The following is an 18,911-nucleotide window of genomic DNA, read 5'->3' as shown; positions in this document are numbered from 1 at the left end:
GCGAGCTCTTCTCTTACGCGCGGAATTTTCCTATAGGACATGTTTAGCTTCCGTGCGTCAGCGTACATACATGGTAAATGATTACCTTTACGCTCAATTCATGCATACCCATCTCTCACACCTATCCGAAGAAGACAGGAGCCAGCCACGACCGGCGGTCAATCGCTTACTGTCGAGCTTGCCAGAGGAAGAACAAGGCCAGCTCGCCAGGCTCAGCGAACCCGTCAGAGTCGAAGTCGGCGACGTGTTATACGAACCCGGCCAGAGCATCCGTTACATCTATTTTCCCATCGACAGTTTGATCTCGCTGCTGGCCGTGGCCGAGGGCCGCATGACGCTGGAAGTGGGCGCCGTCGGCCGCGAAGGCATGATCGGCGCCTCGGTGGTGCTGGGCCACGAAATGGCGCAAGTGCGCGCGGTGGTGCAGCGCGCCGGCCGCGCCACGCGCATCGACGCGACCGAGTTCGCCACCGAGTTTACCCGCATGGAGGCGCTGCAGCGGCTGCTGTACCGCTATACCGACACCTTGCTGGCGCAGGCGATCCAGATCGCCGTATGCAGCCGCTTCCATGTGCTGGAGGCGCGGCTGGCGCGCTCGCTGCTGATCACCCGCGACCGTCTGCAATCGGAAAAATTCCATCTCACGCATGAGTTCCTGGCGCATGCGCTGGGTGTGCGCCGTGTCGGCGTGACCAAGGCGGCCAGCGCCCTGCAAAACCAGAAGCTGATTTCCTACAGCCGGGGCAACATCGAGATCCTCGATTCGGCGGGCCTGGAAGCGGTATCCTGCCGTTGCTACGAGCTGGTCAAGGACGACGGCGCCATCGGCATGGGCAACGTGTTTTTGTAGCCAATCCTGCGTCAACGTTGTGCTAAACGCACAATCAATCAATCACTTGCTTGATTTTATAGGCAACTGTATCTATTTTGCAATGTTTGCGGAAGACATTACGGCTAGCATCGGCTTGCTGTACTGATTTTTCGACAAACACTGTGAGGAGATACGCGTGAAAAACTATAAATATTCGGGGGCACTTCTGATCGTTGGCGCAACGCTGGCCGGTTGCGGCGGCGGCGGTTCCGCCGATACGGCATCCGGCGGCGCCGGGGCCATCACCGCGGCGGAGGTTACCGTCAATGCGGCGGCAGCCGATCCCATCCTGAACCAGACGGGCAACCCGGCCTACAAAGAGATCGAGCGTTATAAAAGCTGGCTCAGCACCAATAGCGACAGCGCGGCCGCACTGGCCGCCGACAAGACCAAGGCCGCCAACATCGTCTCCTGGCAGATGCCGCACGGCGGTTTCTACAAGCTGCCGGCCTGGTATGGCGCGCCATGGAACGGTTCTGCCCCGCGGTCCGAGTGGTTCGGCGCCAACGGTGTCGAGCTGGGCACCATCGACAATGACGGCACCGTCACGGAAATCATGTTCCTGGGCGATGTGTACGCGCGCACTGGAACGGTGGCCTATCGCGACAGCGCGCGCAAGGCGATGGACTTCATCCTGAACATGCAATATTCGTCCGGCGGTCTTCCGCAGGTGTATCCGGCGCGCACCGGCACCTCGTATTCCAATCACGTCACCTTCAACGACAACGCGATGGTGCGCGCGCTGGTGTTGCTGGACCACGCGGTGAAACAGAAGGCGCCTTTCACCGGCGACTTCTTCACGTCGGCGCAGCGCACCCGCATGACGAACGCGCTCAACCTGGCGGTGGGCTACATCCTCAACGCGCAGATCGTGCAGAACGGTGTCAAGACGGTCTGGTGCGCGCAGCACGATCCCGTCAATTTCGCGCCGCGCGGCGCCCGTTCGTACGAGTTGCCATCGAAGAGCGGCAAGGAGTCCGCGCAGATCGTGGCGTTCCTGATGACACGCCCGCAATCGGCGGCCATCGCGGCGTCGGCCAAGGCGGCGATCGCGTGGTACAACAGCAGCCAGGTCAAGCTGGCGAACACGGCGTATGAGAAGACCAACTCCAAAGCGACCAACACCTCGCCGTTCATCACCAAGGCGGGATCGACCACGTGGTATCGCTTTTACGATCTGAACGCCGATACCGGCTTCTTCAGCGGCCGCTTGCCGACCGATAATCCTCCCGGCGCCGGCAAGCAATACGACATCATGAATGTCGAAGCCGAACGTCGTTACGGTTACGAGTGGGGCGGCAGCTACGGCACCAGCCTGTTCGCCTATACCAGCACCGTCGGGTACTAATCGGGCGGTGGCTTGTCGACGTGGTTAACGATCACGTCACCGACCGTGGCGACCGTGCCGACCGCGCTATCGCCGGTCGGCACGCCGAACCGGCAACCGCGCCGGCTATTGGCCCACGGCGAAATAGGAAATGCTGGTGTTGGGCGGGCCCATGATGCCAGCCGCTTGTGCCGCGCCGCTGCTGTTGGTCAGTTTGCTTGCGTCATTGAGTACGAAGGCTTGTGCGTCGAAGCCCAGGTACAAGCGGTCATTTGCGGCATCGATTGTCACCGCGCTAGCGAAGCTCGGTGTCGGTAGCGAGAACGTGGTGACCGCAGGGTTTCCGGCCGCCTTGCTTGCACCGTCCAGTATCATGGCGCCGCCCGTGCCCGTGACCATATAAAGCCGGTCACGGTTACCGTCGATGGAAAGCCGTTTTACGACGTTCGGCATGCTGATGCGGCGAGCGATAGCTGCCTCGCCGTTAAAGGTATCGATGTGCTCGAAGACATACACTTCCGCCAGGGTCGTGTCGTTCGCGCTGGTGTACAGCAGGTTGCGCTTCAGATCCAAGGTCAAACTGTCTTGAGATATGTTGCCCGAAATAATGCGTGAAGGAGCAACCGTTCCGTTGAGCTTGCTAGCTTGTTCAAACACGGCCAGACCGCCACTGAACGGTGCCTTGAAGCCGATGTAGAGGCGGTCATTGGCCTTGTCAAGGACCACCCGCTTGAGACTATTGTAGCCGTTGATCGCCGGGATGATGGTGCGGGAGGCAGTAATAGTCCCGTCCAGTTTGCTCGCATTGGCGTACACGTTGATTTTGGTGAACGCAGCAACATAAAGTTCATTACGGGTGCTATCGAACGCAGCATCAAACCAGGAGGATTCGTCGGTGGCAAATACCTTGGCGGTCAAAGTGCCAGGCGTGGGCGTCAGCGTATCGATGGCAGCCATTTTTTGGTTGCCCTTGTCTCCAATGAAGATCATGTTGCCGGATTGTACTGGCGGGACAGGTGGCTGAGGAGTCGACGTGGCGGTGTTGCTACCACCGCCGCCGCCGCCGCACGCCGTCAAAGCTAAAAAACAAAGCAAAAACAGAGAGGAATTCAGTCGCATGATTGGAACTTTAATTAAAATAAAACAACTATTTTAACAGGTTTCCTTAAGGAATTTTTTCTGAAAAGTATTATTTAAACGCCTACACCGGCAGCGTCGGCTATTGATCCGGCGCCCATGCAAAACCGCCCCATTCAAGCCGGGCTTCGGCTTGAATGGGGCGGTTCGTTTGCCGCGTTAAATGTGCTGGGATTAACGCGGTGGCTTGTTGACCTGGTTACCGATCACGCCGCCGACGGCCGCGCCGCCGACCGTGCCGACCGCGCTGCCGCCGGTCAATACCGAGCCGGCCACCGCGCCCACGCCGGCGCCCACCGCCGTGCTTTTATCTTGCGAAGACATGCCGGCGCACGCGCTCAGGCCCAGGGTGGCGGCCAGGATTGCCGCGGTCGATGCGATACGTTTGATGTTCATAATCTTCTCCTTACGCTGTTAAGGCGCGGCGTCCGGCCCGCTCCAATGACGTCAGAGTACGTCTGCGCGTCGCCAATTTCCGTACGACAGCGCACATTGAAACACCTTGTTACCCTTTAGGTTGCGGCTTGACGTTTTGGGCGTTCTTGCCGGGCTTTTCCCGCAAGCTCTGGCCAGGCGGCGGCGCCACCGGCTTGCCGCCGCCCTGGGCCAGCAGGGTTTCGCAGCCGGTCGTTTCGCCCGGCCCGGCGTTGATCAGCGGCAGTATCGCCGCGACCGGGGCCACCACGGCCAAAGCCAGCGCGCCGCCGGCGCGCATCGCCAGCACGCCCTTGTCGATGCTCACGTCGGGGTCCTTGAAGGTGCCGCGCACATAAATCGGCGCCCGCAGCGAGATCACGCGCACACCCTTGGCGTCCGGCCGCAAGGTCAGGTTCAGTTTCTCGTTCTCCAGGTTGACCGTGCCGGCGACGTCGATCCTGGCGTCGGAGGTGTCGACCACGAACAGGCGCGAGCGCATCAAGCCGTTGGTGACGCTGAAGTCGGTCACCATGCAGTTGAGCTTGACCTGCTTGTCGCCGATCAGCTTGGTCAGCACGACATTGCCCAGGTTGAGTCCCATTTCCTCCAGCAGCAGCTTGCTGACGCTGCCCTCGTTGATCACGCCTTTGAGTTCGCCGTTCGACGAGCCCAGCAAACTTGCCACCGAGTTGCCCGTGGCCGACAGCGACATGTCCGCGTTGACCTGGCCGACGGTGGCCTGCATGCCGTCGATGGTGGGGAACAGCTGCTTGAGCTGCAGCTTGCGCGCGCCGGCCTTGAGCTCGGCGCGGATGGCGTTCGGATTGATCTTGCCGCTGCCGTCGAGCATGATGTTGGACGTGAAGCGCCCACCGGCGATGTCGAAGTTCATCGGCGTCAGCGACAGCACGCCGTCCTTCATGTGGATCAGGGTGTCGAGGTTGTGGATCGGCAGGCCGCCGTCGCGCGTGATGCGCTGCGCCTTGAAGCTGACGTCGGCGTCGAGCGCGGTCCAGCGTTCGGTCTTGAAGGTCTCGACCGGCAGCACCCGGTTGCCCGGCTGGACGGCCTCGACGCCGCGCGCCTGCTTGCTGGCGTTGGAGTCGGCGCCGACCAGCGGCCCGAGGTCGGAGAACTGCAGCAGCTTCGATTCCACGGCGCCCGTAAGCACCGGACGCGGCTGGCCGGAACGGTAGTCGAGTTTGCCGTGGATGTCGCTGTTGCCGACGCGGCCGGTGAATTTGTCGTAGATCCAGTGGCTGGCGTTGGTGCCGATGTTGCCGGTCAGATGGCCCTCGGTGGCGAAGGCGGGCGTCTCCGGCAGCAGCACGCCGGTGATGCCGTACAGGCGGGCCATGCTGGGGCCGGAAATCTTTAGGCGCATGTCGAGCGCGGTCAGCGCGCTCGGCTTGGTCAAGGTGCCCTCGACGGCGATGCGGGTGCCGCCCACGTCCAGGCTGGCGGCGAGCGGGAAGGGCACGGTCTGCTGCTGCAGCGACAGCACCGCGCCGGACTTGCCGCTGCCGGTGATGGCTTGATTGTTCCATTTGCCGCGCAGCTTCCACGACACGCCGTAGGTCGGATCGGCGTTGATCGAGTCGACGGCGGCGGTGGCGTCCACATGGGTCATGGCGTCGATGTAGTGCACCGCGCCTTTGGAGAAGACCACGCGCTGCAGGTCGAGCTTCCACGGCGACGGCTTGTCGGCCTGCTTGAAGGTCCAGTTGTTCTTGCCGTCGGCATCGCGCTGCAGCAGCACGGTGGGATTGTCGAAGCGCAGCACCGGGATAGCGATCTTGTGTTGAAGCAGCGGCAGCAGTTCGACGCCGAAGGCGAACTGGCCGACGCTGGCCATTTCCGCCGGCGCCCGCATGCCGGCCGGATTGCCGACGTGAACGTCCTTGGCGACCAGGTGCGGCAGCGGCAGGTAGTCGCGCCACGTGCGGTCCGCGCCCGACAATCCCTGCTGTTGCCACGTCAGCGACAAATCGCCGCGTATGTCGAACGGCCGGTCGATCGCTTCGCCGATCTTGTCGTTGAGCCAGGGACGCGCCTTGTTCCAGTCGTAGTTCGCCAGCACGATGGCCGCGATCACGGGAACGGCGATCGCCACGCCGGCGACGGCGACGGCAATGCGGGTCTTGCTCGGGAGACGGCGGGTGCTCGAAGTGGCGGGGGCGCTGCGGTTCTGGTCCTGCGGGGTCATCGGTTGGCCTTTCTTATTGGTAACGGCATTTTACACACCCTACGCGGCGCAAGCGGCCCCGGTTGTGCGCTGGCGCACCCTCTGCGGCGCCCCGGGCGGCTCCCCTTGTTCAATGTGCGGCAGCGTACTGAAGCACCGCAGGCAACGGCCTATAACGTTATCTGTCCACATAAACTTTCAAGGAGAACAATAATGACGACGACCTTACACCAAAGACTGACCATGATTTGCGGCGCCGCGGTGCTGCTGGGCCTGACCGCTTGCGCTAGCAACAAAACCCCGGCCACCGCCGATGTCGCCGTATCGCGCGCCGCCGTGGCCAACGCCACCTCCGCCGGCGCCGCCGAGCTGGCCCCGGCCGAAATGCAATCGGCCCGTGAGAAGATGGCGCGCGCCAACCAGGCGCTGGCCAACAAGGATTACAAGACCGCCCGCGATCTGGCCGCGCAGGCCCAGGCCGATGCCCAGCTGGCGCAGAGCAAGGCCAATTCGACCAAGGCCACCGCCGCCGCCGACGAGCTGCAACAGAGCATCCGCGTGCTGCGCGAAGAGCTGAACCGCAATAGCACCACCACCCAATAATAGACGAGGGAATCATCATGAAACAGCTGAACCTGAAAAAACTGAGCGTCATGCCAACCGTGCTGGCGGTGTCGATCATGCTGGCCGCTTGCAGCTCCGCGCCCACCACCACCAGCCTGCTCGACCAGACCCGTGGCGACTTCTCGGCCGCGCAAAGCAATCCATCGGTCGCGGCCAACGCCCCGGTCGAGTTCAAGGCCGCCGCCGAGGCGCTGGACCGCGCCAACGCCGCCGCCGACAAGAAGGAAAGCGTGGAAGCGATCGACAAGCTGGCTTATCTGGCCAAGCAGAAGATCGCCGTCGCCCAGGAAGTGGCCAAGAGCAAGCAGGCCGAGTCCGACGTCGCCAACGCCGGCCGCCAGCGCGACGAGATCCGTCTGCAGCAGCGCACCCAGGAAGCCGACAAGGCCAAGGTGAGCGCCGAGCAAGCCAAGGCCGATGCCGACGCCGCCCGTCGCCAGGCCGAGGCGGCCACCGCCAGCGTGCGCGAAGAGCAATCGAAAAGCGCCGCGCTGCAACAGCAGCTGGCCGATCTGCAAGCCAAGCAAACCGACCGTGGCCTGGTCATCACCTTGAACGACGTGCTGTTCAATGTCGACAAGGCCGAGCTCAGCGCCGAAGGCATGCGCACCGCCCAGAAGATGGCCGATGTGCTGCTGCAGGAACCACAGAGCGCCGTGTTGATCGAAGGGTTTACCGACTCCACCGGTTCGTCGGCGCACAACCTGGACCTGTCGCAGCGCCGCGCCGAATCCGTGCGTAGCGCCCTGATCCGTCTGGGCGTGAAGGCCGACAAGATCGCCACCCGTGGCTATGGCGCCGCTTACCCGGTCGCCAGCAACAGCGACGCCGGCAGCCGCCAGCTGAACCGCCGCGTTGAGATCGTGCTGTCGCAAAACGGCGCGCCGATCGCCAACCGCCGTTAATAGCCGGCTTTGGGACGCCCGCGCCGCACGTTCCGGCGCCGGCGCCGACGCATCGCTATCAAGACTTTCTGTACTTTTTTAAGGAAAATATCATGGCTGAATCCAACCCCACCCAACCGGCAGGCATCGATCGTGAAGCCATCCGCGCCGCCGCCCGCAATCTGGAGGACGGTCCGGTAACGGCCGGCTACAAGGGTGACCGCGCCGCCGTCATCAAGATGCTCAACGAGGCGCTGGCGACCGAACTGGTGTGCGTGCTGCGTTACAAGCGTCACTATTACACGGTCAGCGGTTTGCAGAACGGTCCGATCAAGGCCGAGTTCCTAGAGCACGCCCAACAGGAACAGGAACACGCCGATTCGCTGGCCGAACGCATCGTCCAACTGAACGGCCAACCTGATTTCAATCCTGCAACGTTGCTCGATCGCAGCCATGCCGAGTATGATGCGTCGGAAGACGTGCAAGCGATGATCCGCTCGAACCTGATCGCCGAGCGGGTGGCGATCGAATCGTACCGCCAGATGATCGAACAGATCGGCGACACCGATCCGACGACGCGCCATCTTTTGATCAGTATCATGGCCGTGGAAGAAGAACACGCCGATGATATGCGCGATTTGCTTGAATAACGACTAACATTCTGATTTTGCTGTAAAGTTTTCACACCTCACAACCATAATAGGAGCTCCATCATGCTGGAACAAAATATCTCTACCGTGAATAACGACGTGAAAACTCTGGTCAAAGATGCGCAAGCATTGTTTACCGCCGCCACCGCCCTGACCGGTGAAAAGGCTGAAGAACTGCGCGGCCGCGGTATGCGCGCGCTCGACACCGCTCTGGCCAAGGCGCACGACGCGCAAATCAGCGCTCTCGCCGCCAGCAAGGAAGCGGCCAAGCAGGCCGACGTCTACGTCAAAGAAAATCCATGGCGCTCGATCGCCGGCGCGGCAGCCGTGGGCCTGCTGATCGGTGTCATCATCGGCCGCAAGTAATCCATGGCGCAAGCTGACGAGTTGACACGTCCGCCAGGCCTGATCGCGTCGCTGGGCAATATCGCTCGCAACAGCATCGGCCTGCTGCTGACGCGGCTGGAGCTGGCCGCGCTGGAATTGTCGCAGGTGCGCAACCACCTGATGCATCTGGTGCTGGCGTTCGCGCTGGCGGTGGTGGCGGGTTGCTTCGCGCTCGCCTATGCCACCGTCACGATCGCTTATCTGGCGTGGGATACGCTGGGCTGGACGATCCTGCCCATTATGACCGGCGTCTTCCTGCTGCTCGCTATCGGCCTGATGGTGTATGCGCGCGGGTTGATCCGCAGCGGCAAGCTGGGCATGCCCGCGACCATGGCCGAACTGAAATCCGACCGCGACATGCTGTTGTAACAGGAGCACATATGACGAAAGACGCGGAAAGCGCGGCATTCGACGCTGACAAACAGCGGCTGATCCGCGAAGGCGAGTTGTATCGCATCAAGGTTGTGCACTCGAAGGCCCTGGTGGCCAACGCGCTGCATCCGGATGCGTTGTTTCATGGCGCGGTAGACCATGCCGTCGGACTGGCGCAGGCCCGTCTTGGCGGGCTGCTGCAGCCGGGCGGCCTCAGCGGTTTTAATTACAAGGCGTTGATGCCGTACGCGCTGACGGTGGGCTCGTTCATCGCCCGCAAGAAGCTGGTCAAGCCGGCGCTTGGCGTGGCCGCTGTGCTGGGGCTGGGCACTGCCTGGCTGATGCGCCGCAAGCGCGCCACGGACTAGCGCCTTGAGTGCCACGTCCAACAAACTGAACCCCTCGGGCATGCGCATCGTGCTGGTGCTGCAAGGGGGCGGGGCGTTGGGCGCCTATCAGGCCGGCGTTTTCCAGGCACTGCACGAGCATGGCCTGGCGCCCGACTGGATCGTCGGCACCTCGATCGGCGCCATCAATGGCGCCATCCTGGCCGGCAATCCGCACGAAACCCGGCTGGCGCGCCTGCGCCAGTTCTGGGAAGGTGTGTCGCACCGCGACCCCTTCGACATGGCGCGCCTACCGGACGCGCAGCGCCGCTCCAATATTCTGATGCAAACCTGGGACACGTTGTTACGCGGCGTGCCCGGCTTCTTCAAGCCACGTCTGTTGAGCCCCTTTGCCGCCGGCACGGCCGTCGCGCCGGAGGAGGCCAGCTTCTACGATACCGCCGAGCTGGGCGAGACGTTGAATTCCCTGATCGACTTCGACTACCTCAATGGTCCCGAAGGCATGCGCCTGACCGTCAACGCCCTCAAGGTGACGTGCGGCACCTTGCGCAGCTTCGACAACCGCGACCTCGACATCAATGTCGACCACATCCGCGCCAGCGGCGCCTTGCCGCCCGGTTTTCCGGCGGTGCGCGTCGACGGCGACCTGTACTGGGATGGCGGCCTGTATTCCAACACGCCGCTCGAGACGGTGCTGGACGACCCGGCACCGGTCGATACCTTGTGCTTCATGGTCGACCTGTGGAGCGCAGACGGCGAGGAACCCACCACCCTGGACGAAGTGCAGACGCGCCAGAAGGATGTCACCTTCGCGTCGCGTTCCAAGCGTCATCTGGACGATTACGTGGCCCGCCACAAGATGCAGCAAAAGCTGCGCAGCCTGTACGCCGCGTTGCCCGAGCATGCGCAAACGGAGCAGGGCGAGCAGGATCTGGCCGAACTGGGCTGCGGCACCACCTTGCATGTGGTGCGCCTCGAATACGCGGGACGGGACTGGAATATGGCGGCCAAGGACATCAATTTTTCCAAGGGCTCGACCGAGTGGCGCTGGGACCAGGGCTACCAGGACGGCATGCGTGCCGTCGAGGCGGCGGGCTGGCTGGCCTTCGTGTCGGAAGATACGCCGCTGGTGGTCCATGAGCTGCCACCGCTGCCCGCCGCCATGCCGGCCGGCGCACGTGGAAAAGCCGCCTGATCGCTCAGGCGGCTTGTACCCATCGTACCCACTTCATAAATACTATTGCCGTTTATTCTCCGCGAGAACCTGCGGCACCTTCTCCATGTCGCGCTTGTAGGTCTCGCGCGCTTCGCGGATGCAGGCGTCGCGTTCGCTCGCCGGCCCTTTCTTGCAGGCGTTGGTGGACTCCGCCAGCGCGGCGCCCATTTCCTTGCGCAAGGTGCGCGACTGCTCGGCGCTGGTGGCGTCCTCCTTGTACCATCGCGCCGGATCGCCCTTGGCGATTTCCTGCTGTTGCAGCTGGACGTTTTGCGGCGGCGTGTTGTCCTGCGCCTGCGCCGCCAGCGCCGCGCAGGCCAGCGCGAAGCCGCATGCGATATGATGGAAACGAGTCATGCTGTCCTCCCGTGTTTACAGTCGGCCCGTCAGCAGCATGATCAGCAGGATCAGCACGATCAGGCCGGTGATACCGCTGGGCGCGTAGCCCCAGTTGCGGCTGTGCGGCCAGGTCGGCAGCGCGCCGATCAATGCCAGGACCAGAATAATCAGAATGATGGTGCCCATGGTGTTCCCCTTAGTTAGTATGCGTTAATGTAGAACAGCATCAAAATCAATAGCGGTACAGGCGGCCATCGACCAGGCGCACGCGGTTGCCGACGCGCAGGTCATACACGCTGTCCTGGTTCACCATGCGGTAGTCGCCGTTGTCCATGCGCACGCTGATCTGATATTCCTCTTTCGCTTCGTTGCGGTTGCCCTCGACGGTGTTGCCGACCACGGCGCCGCCGACGGCGCCGGCCACGGTGGCGGCGGCGCGGCCGCTGCCCGAGCCGACCTGGTTACCCAGCAGGGCGCCCACCAGGCCGCCCGCGACGGCGCCGGCGCCGCTGGTGCCGGCCTTCGCTTGTTTGATCTGGATCGACTCGATGGTGCCGTAGCTGGCCGATTCGTTTTGATTCTGGTACGAGACTTGTTGCGGCGCGCTATTGGTGCTGGCGCAGCCGCTTAACACGGCGGTGCCGGCGATCATCAGTGCAGCCAGGGTTTTTGTGTGGTTCATGTTGTTCTCCTGAAAATGTGATTCCAGAATAGTGAGGCGGCATCGGTGGGTCTGTGCGGTCTCGCACGAAGGTTGCCAAGTGGGGGGGCGGCGGGGCGGGTATGCCACCCGGCGCCAAAATTTTATCTGTGTACGGTACCGTACAGATGTCCATTTGGAAACCACGTACAACGTCTACATCGGTAGCAGAGATGTCCAAACGTCCCGCTGGCTGACAAACTCATTTAGTTAATAACTCCAAGGAGAACCGCCATGAAAATCGCACATAAAATCGCCACCGCCCTGTTCACCGTTTCGCTGCTGGCCACCGCCGGCTGCGCTTCGACGGCCACCAAAGAAGGCACCGGCGAATTTGTCGACGATTCGGTCATCACCACCAAAGTGAAAGCCAGCATCTTTAACGAGCCGACCCTGAAGTCGACCGAAATCAATGTCGAAACCTTCAAAGGCACCGTGCAGCTGAGCGGCTTCGTCGCCCAGCCGGCCGACATCGCCAAAGCAGGCGAAGTGGCCCGTGGCGTCAAAGGCGTGACCCAGGTCAAGAACGACATCCGCGTCAAGTAAGCTTTATCTGCCGGCGCGCCGTGCTCCCTGGAGCATGCCGCGCCGGGATTTTTTTGTGAGTCATCATGAGCCAGCCGCCTGTAGAGATTTCCCTCCCTCCAACTCCGGCCAGCAATGTGGCCACCGGTCCGACCCTCGCGGCCGAACCCGATACAAGCAATCTCCCCCGCATTCCCCTGCATGTCAACGCCCGAGGCCTCGCGCTCGGCGTCATCGCCACGGTCGCCTTTGTCTACGCGCTGCAATGGTCGCGCGGCTTCCTGGTTCCCCTCCTGCTCGGCATTCTGATCAGTTACACGCTCAGCCCGCTGATGGGCTGGCTGGAGCGCCGCCGCGTTCCGCGCATCATCGGCGCCACCCTCATCACCTTCGCCATGGTTGGCGGTTCGGCGCTGGTGGTCGACAAGCTGCACGGCCAATTCGAATCCATTGTTGAAGAGCTGCCCAGCGCCGGCCACAAATTGTCGCGCCTGGTCTCGGAGCGCTTGCACGGCGGCTCCAGCGCGCTGCAGCGCATCCAGGCGGTCGCCACCGAATTGCAGCAGGCCACCGCCGGCGCCCAGGAACGACGCAACTCGCGCCGCTCCACGCCGGCCCCGGCCTCGGATTTCCCGCTGATGGATTGGGTCTGGGCCGGATCGATGGGCCTGGTGGGTTTCCTGAGCCAGGCCACGATGGTCATCTTCCTGGTGTTTTTCCTGCTGCTGTCCGGGGACACGTTCAAGCGCAAGCTGGTCAAGTTGACCGGGCCGTCGCTGTCGAAGAAGAAGATCACCGTGCATATTCTCGAGGACATCAACACCTCGATCCAGAAATACATGCTGATGCTGCTGGTGACCAACGGCCTGCTGGCGCTGCTGATGTGGGTGGCGCTGCGCTGGATCGGCCTCGAGAACGCCGGGGCCTGGGCCATCGTGGCCGGCTTGCTGCACTTGATGCCGTACTTCGGCCCGCTGCTGATCATGCTGGCCACCGGCATCGTCGCCTTCCTGCAATTCGAATCGCTGCAGATGAGTTTGCTGGTGATGGGGAGTTCGCTGGCCATCGCCACCCTGGTCGGGACGGTGATCACGACCTGGATGACGGGGCGTTTCGCGCGCATGAACGCGGCGGCGGTGTTCGTCAGCCTGCTGTTCTGGGGCTGGTTGTGGGGCGTCTGGGGCTTGCTGCTGGGCGTGCCGGTGATCGTGATCGTCAAGGTCGTCGCCGAGCGGGTCGAGGGGATGGAAGTGGTGGCGGAGTTGCTGGGCGAGTAGCCGGACCGCCGAACATAGCGAAAGGCCGGCAATGCGCCGGCCTTTTTTTTGTCACGGGAATGACGACCCGTGGTGTGTTTACGTGTTTTGTTTGGTGACCTTGGTGGTTTGGGGCGGTGGCCGATGGCGCAAGCTCCCCAGCTGCAGCGCATACTGCCGCGCGAACTCCGCACCCAGGAAGAAGATCTGCGCCGAGTAGTACACCCACAGCAGCAGCGCGATCACCGAGCCGGCCGCGCCGTAGCTGCTGGCCACGCCGCTGTTGCCGATGTAGGCGCCGATCGCGTACTTCCCCAGCGAAAACAAGGCCGCCGTGCCCAACGCGCCGATGGTGACGTCGTGCCACGACAGCTTGACCCTCGGCAGCATCTTGAAGATCACGCCGAACAGCGCGGCGATCACGGCGAAACTGATCGCATAGTTGATGCCGGTCAGCAGATCGCCGGCGTTGACCCAGACGCTGTGCACGTATTTCTCCAGCACCGTCAACACCGCGCTGACCACCAGCGACACCATCAGCAGGAACGCCAGCACCAGCACCATGCCGAACGACAGCAAGCGGGTGCGGACGACGTCCCACACCGTGCCGGTTTCGAGCGGCGGCACCTGCCAGATCGCGTCCAGGCTCGCCTTGAGCTCGGCGAACACGGTGGTGGCGCCGAACAGCAGCAGGGCGCCGGCGATCATGGTGGCCAGGCGTCCTTCCTCCTTGCTGCGGGCGCCGGCCAGCACCAGCTGGATCGCTTCGGCGCCCTGGTTGCCGACCAGGCCGCGCAGCTGCGCGAACAGCTCGCCCTGGGCCGCCTGCGGGCCGTAGAACCAGCCGGCGATCGCCAGCACCAGCACCAGGATCGGGGCCAGCGAAAACAGCGTGTAGAAGGCCAGCGCCGCGCCCATGCTGCCGCCGCGATGGTCGAGCCATTCGTAGACGGTGCATTTCAGTACCGAGACTATGTTTTTGTTCATATAAAAAAAAAGCCCCGCGACTTGCGTCGCGGGGCTCCTCAATTAATTAATTAATTGACGCGGCGTTCGATCGTGATCTGTTCGACTTCGACGCGACGGTTAGGTTCCAGGCACTTGATCAGGTCGGCGCGCTTCTTGTTGTCGCAGGTGACAACAGGATTGGCCTCGCCCTTGCCTTCGGCGACCAGGCGGTTGGCGGCGACGCCCTTGCCGACCAGGTAGCCCTTGACCGTGTTGGCGCGCTGCTCGGACAGCTTCTGGTTGTACTTGTCGCTGCCCAGACGGTCGGCGTAGCCGGTGATGACGACGTTGTCGACGGTCGGGTTGGCGTTCAGCACGGTGGCGATCTCGTCCAGCTTAGGCTGGTTCGGGTTCAGCTTGGCGCTGTCGAAGGAGAACAGCTCGGTCGACGACATCGTCACTTTTTCGAAGCGCGCTGGCGGTGGTGGCGGTGGCGCGACCGGTGCCGGCGGTGGCGGCGGCTGCACGGCTTCCGGCGCAGGCGGCGGTGCCGGTGGGGCAGGGCGCGGTGGCGCGGCGAACGCGAAGTTCAGGCCGATGGTCACGTAGACGTTGTCCGCTTTGCTAGGAGGGAAGGCATCGCCGCGCAGGAAGGCGTGCTGGTTGCGGATGTCCGCCTGGAAGCTGGTGCGCTCGTTCAGGTCGGCCTGGAAACCCAGGCCGGCGCTGACGTACGGCGAGTTCTTGGCGATTTCGCCGAAGGTGTTCAGATTCGACTTGTCGCGCTCGACGCCGGCGCCGACCAGGATAAATGGACGGAACGATTTACGGGAGAACATATACAGGGCGTCCGCGCCCAGGCTCTGCTGCTGATAGCGCTCGCCGTTTTCCTTCGAGCGGGCGTAGGTGCCGCCCAGCTGGACATCCCACTGCTCGTTCAGGGCTTTACCGAACTTCAGGCCGCCGCCGTAGCCCTTTTTGTCGACGCCGAATGCGTCGTTGTCAGGCTTCATGCCGTTGATGCTCGGCTGTACGTACCACGATGGATTGATGACCGCGTCTTGAGCGACGGCGGAGAACGACGCGCAGAGGGCTGCGACGGCGAGGACGATTTTCTTAGTTTTATTCAAAGTATGCTCCCGATTGATAAATATGGCGTGTAGCGTTTGTTTCTTCGTTTGTTTCTCAAACTTATCGCTTCATCAGCAGCAGTTCAGTGTTTACCGCTGTTGGACCGAAGAATAGGTAACTTTCATGATGTGGTCGGTTCGCTACCGCACAAAAGCTTGCGCTGTATCAAATCGTACACAAAACTTGAAACTTTTGCTTGATTCCTTTGGTCCGAAGACTATAGGGACCAAAAGTCATGCGCCGGCGCCGCCGAAAACGGGTTCACAGATCAATAAGTCTGAAGTTCTGTCACTAATGTTCGTTGCCGCACAGACTGGTGCGCCACGAAACGGCATTCTTGAGTCAGATGCAGAGACTGTGGCGTTTCAAACCGTAGGCCACCCCTCTCGCTGCCACTAATCTCGGCAAATTGTTATAAGGAGTGTTCAAATGCATGCAGTTAGACAACCTCAACATCTGGTTCAGAACGAGATGAAAGCTTCGCCGGAAATGCAGGCGACCACCAAGCTGATGCTGGTGGAGCGTCCGGCTCCGGCTCCGCTGGACCGCAAACCGGCGCTGTCGATGGCGTCGATCGAGCGTGTGCGTTCGACCTCCGCGACCCTGCGCCGCATAGAAAACATGCAAAAACTGATCGGCGAGCTGTCCATGCACGAGATGCTGGCCGACGAAATCGCCTGGTTCCTCAAATTCTCGCCGTCCGGCGCCCGCAAATATATCCGCGACCTGCGCGAAGCCGGCGTCATTGAACTGGCCCGCTATGTCGAAGGCACCGCCACCTACCTGGGCAAGGCCGTCTACCAGCTGACCCCCGACCCGGAACGCGTCGCCGCCTTCCTGGCCGCGATCGTCCAGCCGAAGCGCGAAGGCGCGCCGCCGCGCAAGGAACGCCCGGGCATCCGCGAGCAGGCCATGGCCGGCAGCGGCCGCCATTTCCACATCCTGGCCGACGACACCCACTACGCGATCCGCGTCAACCGTGGCCCGGTGATGCGCGATCCGCTGGTCGCCGCGCTGTTCGGTTCGGCGCCTTCGGAGCAAAAAGCCGCCGACTAAGCCGCCGAGGCCGGCGCACACGTGGTTATCGACAGCCGGGCATGCCCGGCTGTTGCATATTGAAAAGCAGACAAGCCGCCCCATTTAGCCTGCACTGGATAGATAACACGGACGCGGCACATGGAAGCTTTGATCTGGATCGGCCTGACGGCGCTGGCGATAGCGCTGCCCTTTTATGTGCCCCGCTGGCGCCTGCAAAGGGTGCTGGCCCGGCCGTTGCCGGCCGAGGCGCAGGCCGTTTTACACCGCAACATCCCCGTCTACCGCCGCATGACACCGGAGTTGCAGCAGCAGCTGCAACGACTGGTGGTGCAATTTTTGCATCAGAAAAAATTCGTCGGCTGCGAAGGCGTCGAGGTGACCGACGAGATGGCCGTCATCATCGCCGGCCAGGCTTGCCTGCTGCTGCTCAACCGTCCCACCAAGGTCTACCCGGCGCTGCACACCATCCTGGTCTATCCGAGCGAGTTCGTGGCGCGCCGCGCCGAGGTCGGCCCGGGCGGCGTCGTCACGCCCGGCCACCAGAGCATGCTGGGCGAATCGTGGGACGACGGCCGCGTGGTGCTGTCGTGGGACGATGTGCGGCGCGGCGCCGACGACTGGACCGACGGCCACAACATCGTGCTGCACGAGTTCGCGCACCAGCTCGACAGCGAGTCCGGCCGCGCCAACGGCGCTCCCTACCTGGGCAGCCCCGACAGCTACAACGAGTGGGCCGAGGTCTTGTCGCGCAATTTCCAGAACCTGCGGCACAGCGCGATGTACCGCCAGCACAGCGTGATGGACCATTACGGCGCCACCAATCCGGCCGAGTTTTTCGCCGTGGCCACCGAAACCTTCTTTGAAAAGCCGTACCAGATGGCCGAGCACCACGGCGAGCTGTTCGCCGAGTTCCTCAAGTACTACCGCGTCGACCCGCGCGAGTGGCTGCCGCCGCCACCGCCGCCCGAACCGCCAACCGACCCGTCACACGGCTGGACGCCGACCTGGTCCCACTGACCGTCGCGATCGTGGCAGCCGGATGCACGCGATGGCCGATTACGCCACGCTAATCCGCCCCACGCGATCACTGTTGAGGCATAATTGGTAATGAGCGACGCCAATGAGGCTATCACCATGCAATTTGACGAGTTCGAATTATTTTCCTCCGACGCCAGCGCGCCGCGCGCCGCCCCGGCCGCCGCCGCCGAGGCGACGTCGCCCATCGTCCGGCTGCAGTACCTGGTCGACAACACCCCGGGCATCATCTATTGCACCGTGCCCAGCGGTGACTTCAAGATGACCTTCGTCAGCAACAACGCCTTCAATGTGCTGGGCTACCGTCCGGAGCAGATGGTGGCCGACCCCAATTTCTGGTTCGACCACATCCACCCCGACGACGCCCCCAACATCTTCTCCAGCCTGGCGCTGATATTCACCGAGGGCCAGCGCGCCTACGAATACCGCTTCCGCATCCACGACGGCAGCTATCTGTGGATGCACGATTCGCTGCGCCTGATCCGCGACGAGAAGGGCGCGCCCCTGGAGGTGATTGGCTCGCTCACCGACATCACCCAGCGCAAGCTGATGGAGGAGGCGCTGCAGGCGCGCGGCGTCGAACAGCAACAACTGATCGGCGAACTGCGCAGCGCCCACGAGCAGCTGCTGCAATCGGAGAAGATGGCGTCGATCGGCCAGCTCGCCGCCGGCATCGCGCACGAGATCAACAACCCGGTCGGCTTCGTCAATTCCAACATGAGCTCGCTGAAGAACTATGTCGGCACCCTGCTCGGCGTGATCGACAAGTACGAGCAGGCGGCCGCGCCCCATCCCAACCTGGCGGCCCAGCTGGCCGCGCTGCGCAGCCAGGCCGACCTGGAATTCCTCAAGGAGGACGTGACCGACCTGGTGCGCGAGTCGATGGACGGACTCAAGCGGGTCAAGGACATCGTCCAGGCGCTCAAGGATTTTTCGCACGTCGGCGAGACGGAGTGGCAGGTGGCCGATCTGCACCACGGCCTCGACAGCACGCTGACCATCGTCAGCAACGAGATCAAGTACAAGGCGCGGGTCGACAAGGCGTACGGCGTGCTGCCGCCGGTCACCTGCCTGGCCTCGCAACTGAACCAGGTGTTCATGAATTTGCTGGTCAACGCGGCCCACGCGCTGCGCGACCAGGGCGGTGTGATCACGATCCGCACCGGCACCGAGGGCAGCGGCCCGGACGGCTGGGTGTGGATCGAGGTCGGCGACAACGGCGTCGGCATCGAGCAGGCCAACCTCAATCGCATCTTCGAACCGTTCTTCACCACCAAGCCGGTCGGCAGCGGCACGGGCCTGGGGCTGTCGCTGTCCTACGGCATCGTCAACCGCCATGGCGGGCGCATCGACGTCGCCTCGGTGGTCGGCAAGGGCACGCGCTTCACGGTGCACCTGCCGGTGCGCCCGCCGCAATCTTTGGAATCCGCTGCACCGTCAAAGGGATAGCCGTCCATGGAGACATGTAGGGCGGATTAGCGCAGCGTAATCGGCCATCGTTTAGCCGTCGGCGGCTCGTCGA

General features: G+C 62.8%; 22 protein-coding genes. 14 read left to right on the top strand and 8 right to left on the bottom strand.

Going from position 1 to position 18,911, the window contains the following annotated elements; all coding sequences use genetic code 11:
- Positions 1-100: 100 nt before the first annotated feature.
- Both AC07P1_RS18320 and pelA read left to right on the top strand, forming a co-directional pair.
- Positions 101-850, top strand: coding sequence for a Crp/Fnr family transcriptional regulator (locus tag AC07P1_RS18320; RefSeq protein WP_494697156.1), 750 nt, complete (start codon positions 101-103; stop codon positions 848-850).
- Positions 851-1,007: 157 nt separating this feature from the next.
- Positions 1,008-2,219: a pectate lyase gene (gene pelA / locus AC07P1_RS18315; RefSeq protein ID WP_494697155.1), complete on the top strand. Its 1,212-nt coding sequence runs from the start codon at positions 1,008-1,010 to the stop codon at positions 2,217-2,219.
- A gap of 105 nt (positions 2,220-2,324) precedes the next feature.
- Here pelA and AC07P1_RS18310 read toward each other — a convergent pair whose 3' ends face one another.
- From AC07P1_RS18310 to AC07P1_RS18300, 3 genes are all read right to left on the bottom strand, one after another.
- Positions 2,325-3,317: a hypothetical protein gene (locus AC07P1_RS18310; RefSeq protein ID WP_494697154.1), complete on the bottom strand. Its 993-nt coding sequence runs from the start codon at positions 3,315-3,317 to the stop codon at positions 2,325-2,327.
- 192 nt (positions 3,318-3,509) lie between these two features.
- Positions 3,510-3,731: a YMGG-like glycine zipper-containing protein gene (locus AC07P1_RS18305; RefSeq protein WP_090320315.1), complete on the bottom strand. Its 222-nt coding sequence runs from the start codon at positions 3,729-3,731 to the stop codon at positions 3,510-3,512.
- Between the two features lie 109 nt (positions 3,732-3,840).
- Entirely contained in the window at positions 3,841-5,958 is a 2,118-nt protein-coding gene (locus AC07P1_RS18300) for an AsmA family protein (protein WP_494697153.1), read from the bottom strand.
- Between the two features lie 192 nt (positions 5,959-6,150).
- Between AC07P1_RS18300 and AC07P1_RS18295 the strand changes: the two genes are divergently transcribed.
- The 7 genes from AC07P1_RS18295 (at position 6,151) to AC07P1_RS18265 (ending at position 10,396) form a co-directional block, all read left to right on the top strand.
- Positions 6,151-6,540: a DUF4398 domain-containing protein gene (locus tag AC07P1_RS18295; RefSeq protein WP_494697152.1), complete on the top strand. Its 390-nt coding sequence runs from the start codon at positions 6,151-6,153 to the stop codon at positions 6,538-6,540.
- 17 nt (positions 6,541-6,557) lie between these two features.
- Complete coding sequence (locus tag AC07P1_RS18290; RefSeq protein ID WP_494697151.1) at positions 6,558-7,466, top strand: OmpA family protein; 909 nt, start codon at positions 6,558-6,560, stop codon at positions 7,464-7,466.
- A gap of 92 nt (positions 7,467-7,558) precedes the next feature.
- Positions 7,559-8,095 (top strand): ferritin-like domain-containing protein, encoded by a 537-nt coding sequence (locus AC07P1_RS18285; protein WP_363507865.1) that lies wholly within the window; start codon positions 7,559-7,561, stop codon positions 8,093-8,095.
- 63 nt (positions 8,096-8,158) lie between these two features.
- The gene (locus AC07P1_RS18280) at positions 8,159-8,461 is read left to right on the top strand and encodes an ElaB/YgaM/YqjD family protein (protein ID WP_090320330.1); all 303 of its coding nucleotides are present in this window, start codon (positions 8,159-8,161) and stop codon (positions 8,459-8,461) included.
- Positions 8,462-8,464: 3 nt separating this feature from the next.
- The gene (locus tag AC07P1_RS18275) at positions 8,465-8,851 is read left to right on the top strand and encodes a phage holin family protein (RefSeq protein ID WP_494697150.1); all 387 of its coding nucleotides are present in this window, start codon (positions 8,465-8,467) and stop codon (positions 8,849-8,851) included.
- 11 nt (positions 8,852-8,862) lie between these two features.
- Positions 8,863-9,222, top strand: coding sequence for a hypothetical protein (locus tag AC07P1_RS18270; protein ID WP_494697149.1), 360 nt, complete (start codon positions 8,863-8,865; stop codon positions 9,220-9,222).
- A 40-nt stretch (positions 9,223-9,262) separates the two neighbouring features.
- Positions 9,263-10,396, top strand: coding sequence for a patatin-like phospholipase family protein (locus AC07P1_RS18265; RefSeq protein WP_494697252.1), 1,134 nt, complete (start codon positions 9,263-9,265; stop codon positions 10,394-10,396).
- A 42-nt stretch (positions 10,397-10,438) separates the two neighbouring features.
- On the opposite strand, the gene AC07P1_RS18260 is transcribed toward AC07P1_RS18265, so the two are convergent.
- From AC07P1_RS18260 to AC07P1_RS18250, 3 genes are read right to left on the bottom strand one after another with little or no spacing between them, the layout of a single operon-like run.
- The gene (locus AC07P1_RS18260; RefSeq protein ID WP_494697148.1) at positions 10,439-10,774 is read right to left on the bottom strand and encodes a hypothetical protein; all 336 of its coding nucleotides are present in this window, start codon (positions 10,772-10,774) and stop codon (positions 10,439-10,441) included.
- A gap of 15 nt (positions 10,775-10,789) precedes the next feature.
- Positions 10,790-10,942: a DUF3309 family protein gene (locus AC07P1_RS18255; protein WP_315218932.1), complete on the bottom strand. Its 153-nt coding sequence runs from the start codon at positions 10,940-10,942 to the stop codon at positions 10,790-10,792.
- A 46-nt stretch (positions 10,943-10,988) separates the two neighbouring features.
- The gene (locus tag AC07P1_RS18250; protein ID WP_494697147.1) at positions 10,989-11,438 is read right to left on the bottom strand and encodes an outer membrane lipoprotein; all 450 of its coding nucleotides are present in this window, start codon (positions 11,436-11,438) and stop codon (positions 10,989-10,991) included.
- 252 nt (positions 11,439-11,690) lie between these two features.
- On the opposite strand from AC07P1_RS18250, the gene AC07P1_RS18245 reads away from it, so the two are divergent.
- Positions 11,691-12,002, top strand: a complete 312-nt coding sequence (locus tag AC07P1_RS18245) for a BON domain-containing protein (RefSeq protein ID WP_494697146.1) — start codon at positions 11,691-11,693, stop codon at positions 12,000-12,002.
- 65 nt (positions 12,003-12,067) lie between these two features.
- Positions 12,068-13,258, top strand: coding sequence for an AI-2E family transporter (locus tag AC07P1_RS18240; RefSeq protein ID WP_494697145.1), 1,191 nt, complete (start codon positions 12,068-12,070; stop codon positions 13,256-13,258).
- 78 nt (positions 13,259-13,336) lie between these two features.
- Here the strand turns inward: AC07P1_RS18240 and AC07P1_RS18235 are convergent, their stop codons facing one another.
- Positions 13,337-14,224 (bottom strand): YihY/virulence factor BrkB family protein, encoded by an 888-nt coding sequence (locus AC07P1_RS18235; protein WP_494697144.1) that lies wholly within the window; start codon positions 14,222-14,224, stop codon positions 13,337-13,339.
- Positions 14,225-14,274: 50 nt separating this feature from the next.
- Positions 14,275-15,315, bottom strand: coding sequence for an OmpA family protein (locus AC07P1_RS18230; RefSeq protein ID WP_494697143.1), 1,041 nt, complete (start codon positions 15,313-15,315; stop codon positions 14,275-14,277).
- Between the two features lie 472 nt (positions 15,316-15,787).
- Here AC07P1_RS18230 and AC07P1_RS18225 point away from each other — a divergent pair, with 472 nt between their 5' ends.
- The 3 genes from AC07P1_RS18225 (at position 15,788) to AC07P1_RS18215 (ending at position 18,838) form a co-directional block, all read left to right on the top strand.
- Positions 15,788-16,372, top strand: coding sequence for a winged helix-turn-helix domain-containing protein (locus AC07P1_RS18225; protein WP_315218941.1), 585 nt, complete (start codon positions 15,788-15,790; stop codon positions 16,370-16,372).
- Between the two features lie 120 nt (positions 16,373-16,492).
- Positions 16,493-17,371 carry a M90 family metallopeptidase gene (locus AC07P1_RS18220; protein WP_494697142.1) on the top strand — a complete coding sequence of 293 codons (879 nt, stop codon included), beginning with the start codon at positions 16,493-16,495 and terminating at the stop codon, positions 17,369-17,371.
- Positions 17,372-17,488: 117 nt separating this feature from the next.
- A complete protein-coding gene (locus tag AC07P1_RS18215) occupies positions 17,489-18,838 on the top strand; it encodes an ATP-binding protein (protein WP_494697141.1) in 1,350 nt (449 codons plus the stop codon).
- The last annotated feature ends 73 nt before the right edge of the window (positions 18,839-18,911 follow it).

It is taken from the genome of Duganella sp. GW821-FHT07F09 (assembly GCF_059418705.1).
The sequence above is the reverse complement of the archived record's forward strand: the minus strand, read 5'-3'. Positions and strand labels throughout refer to the sequence as shown.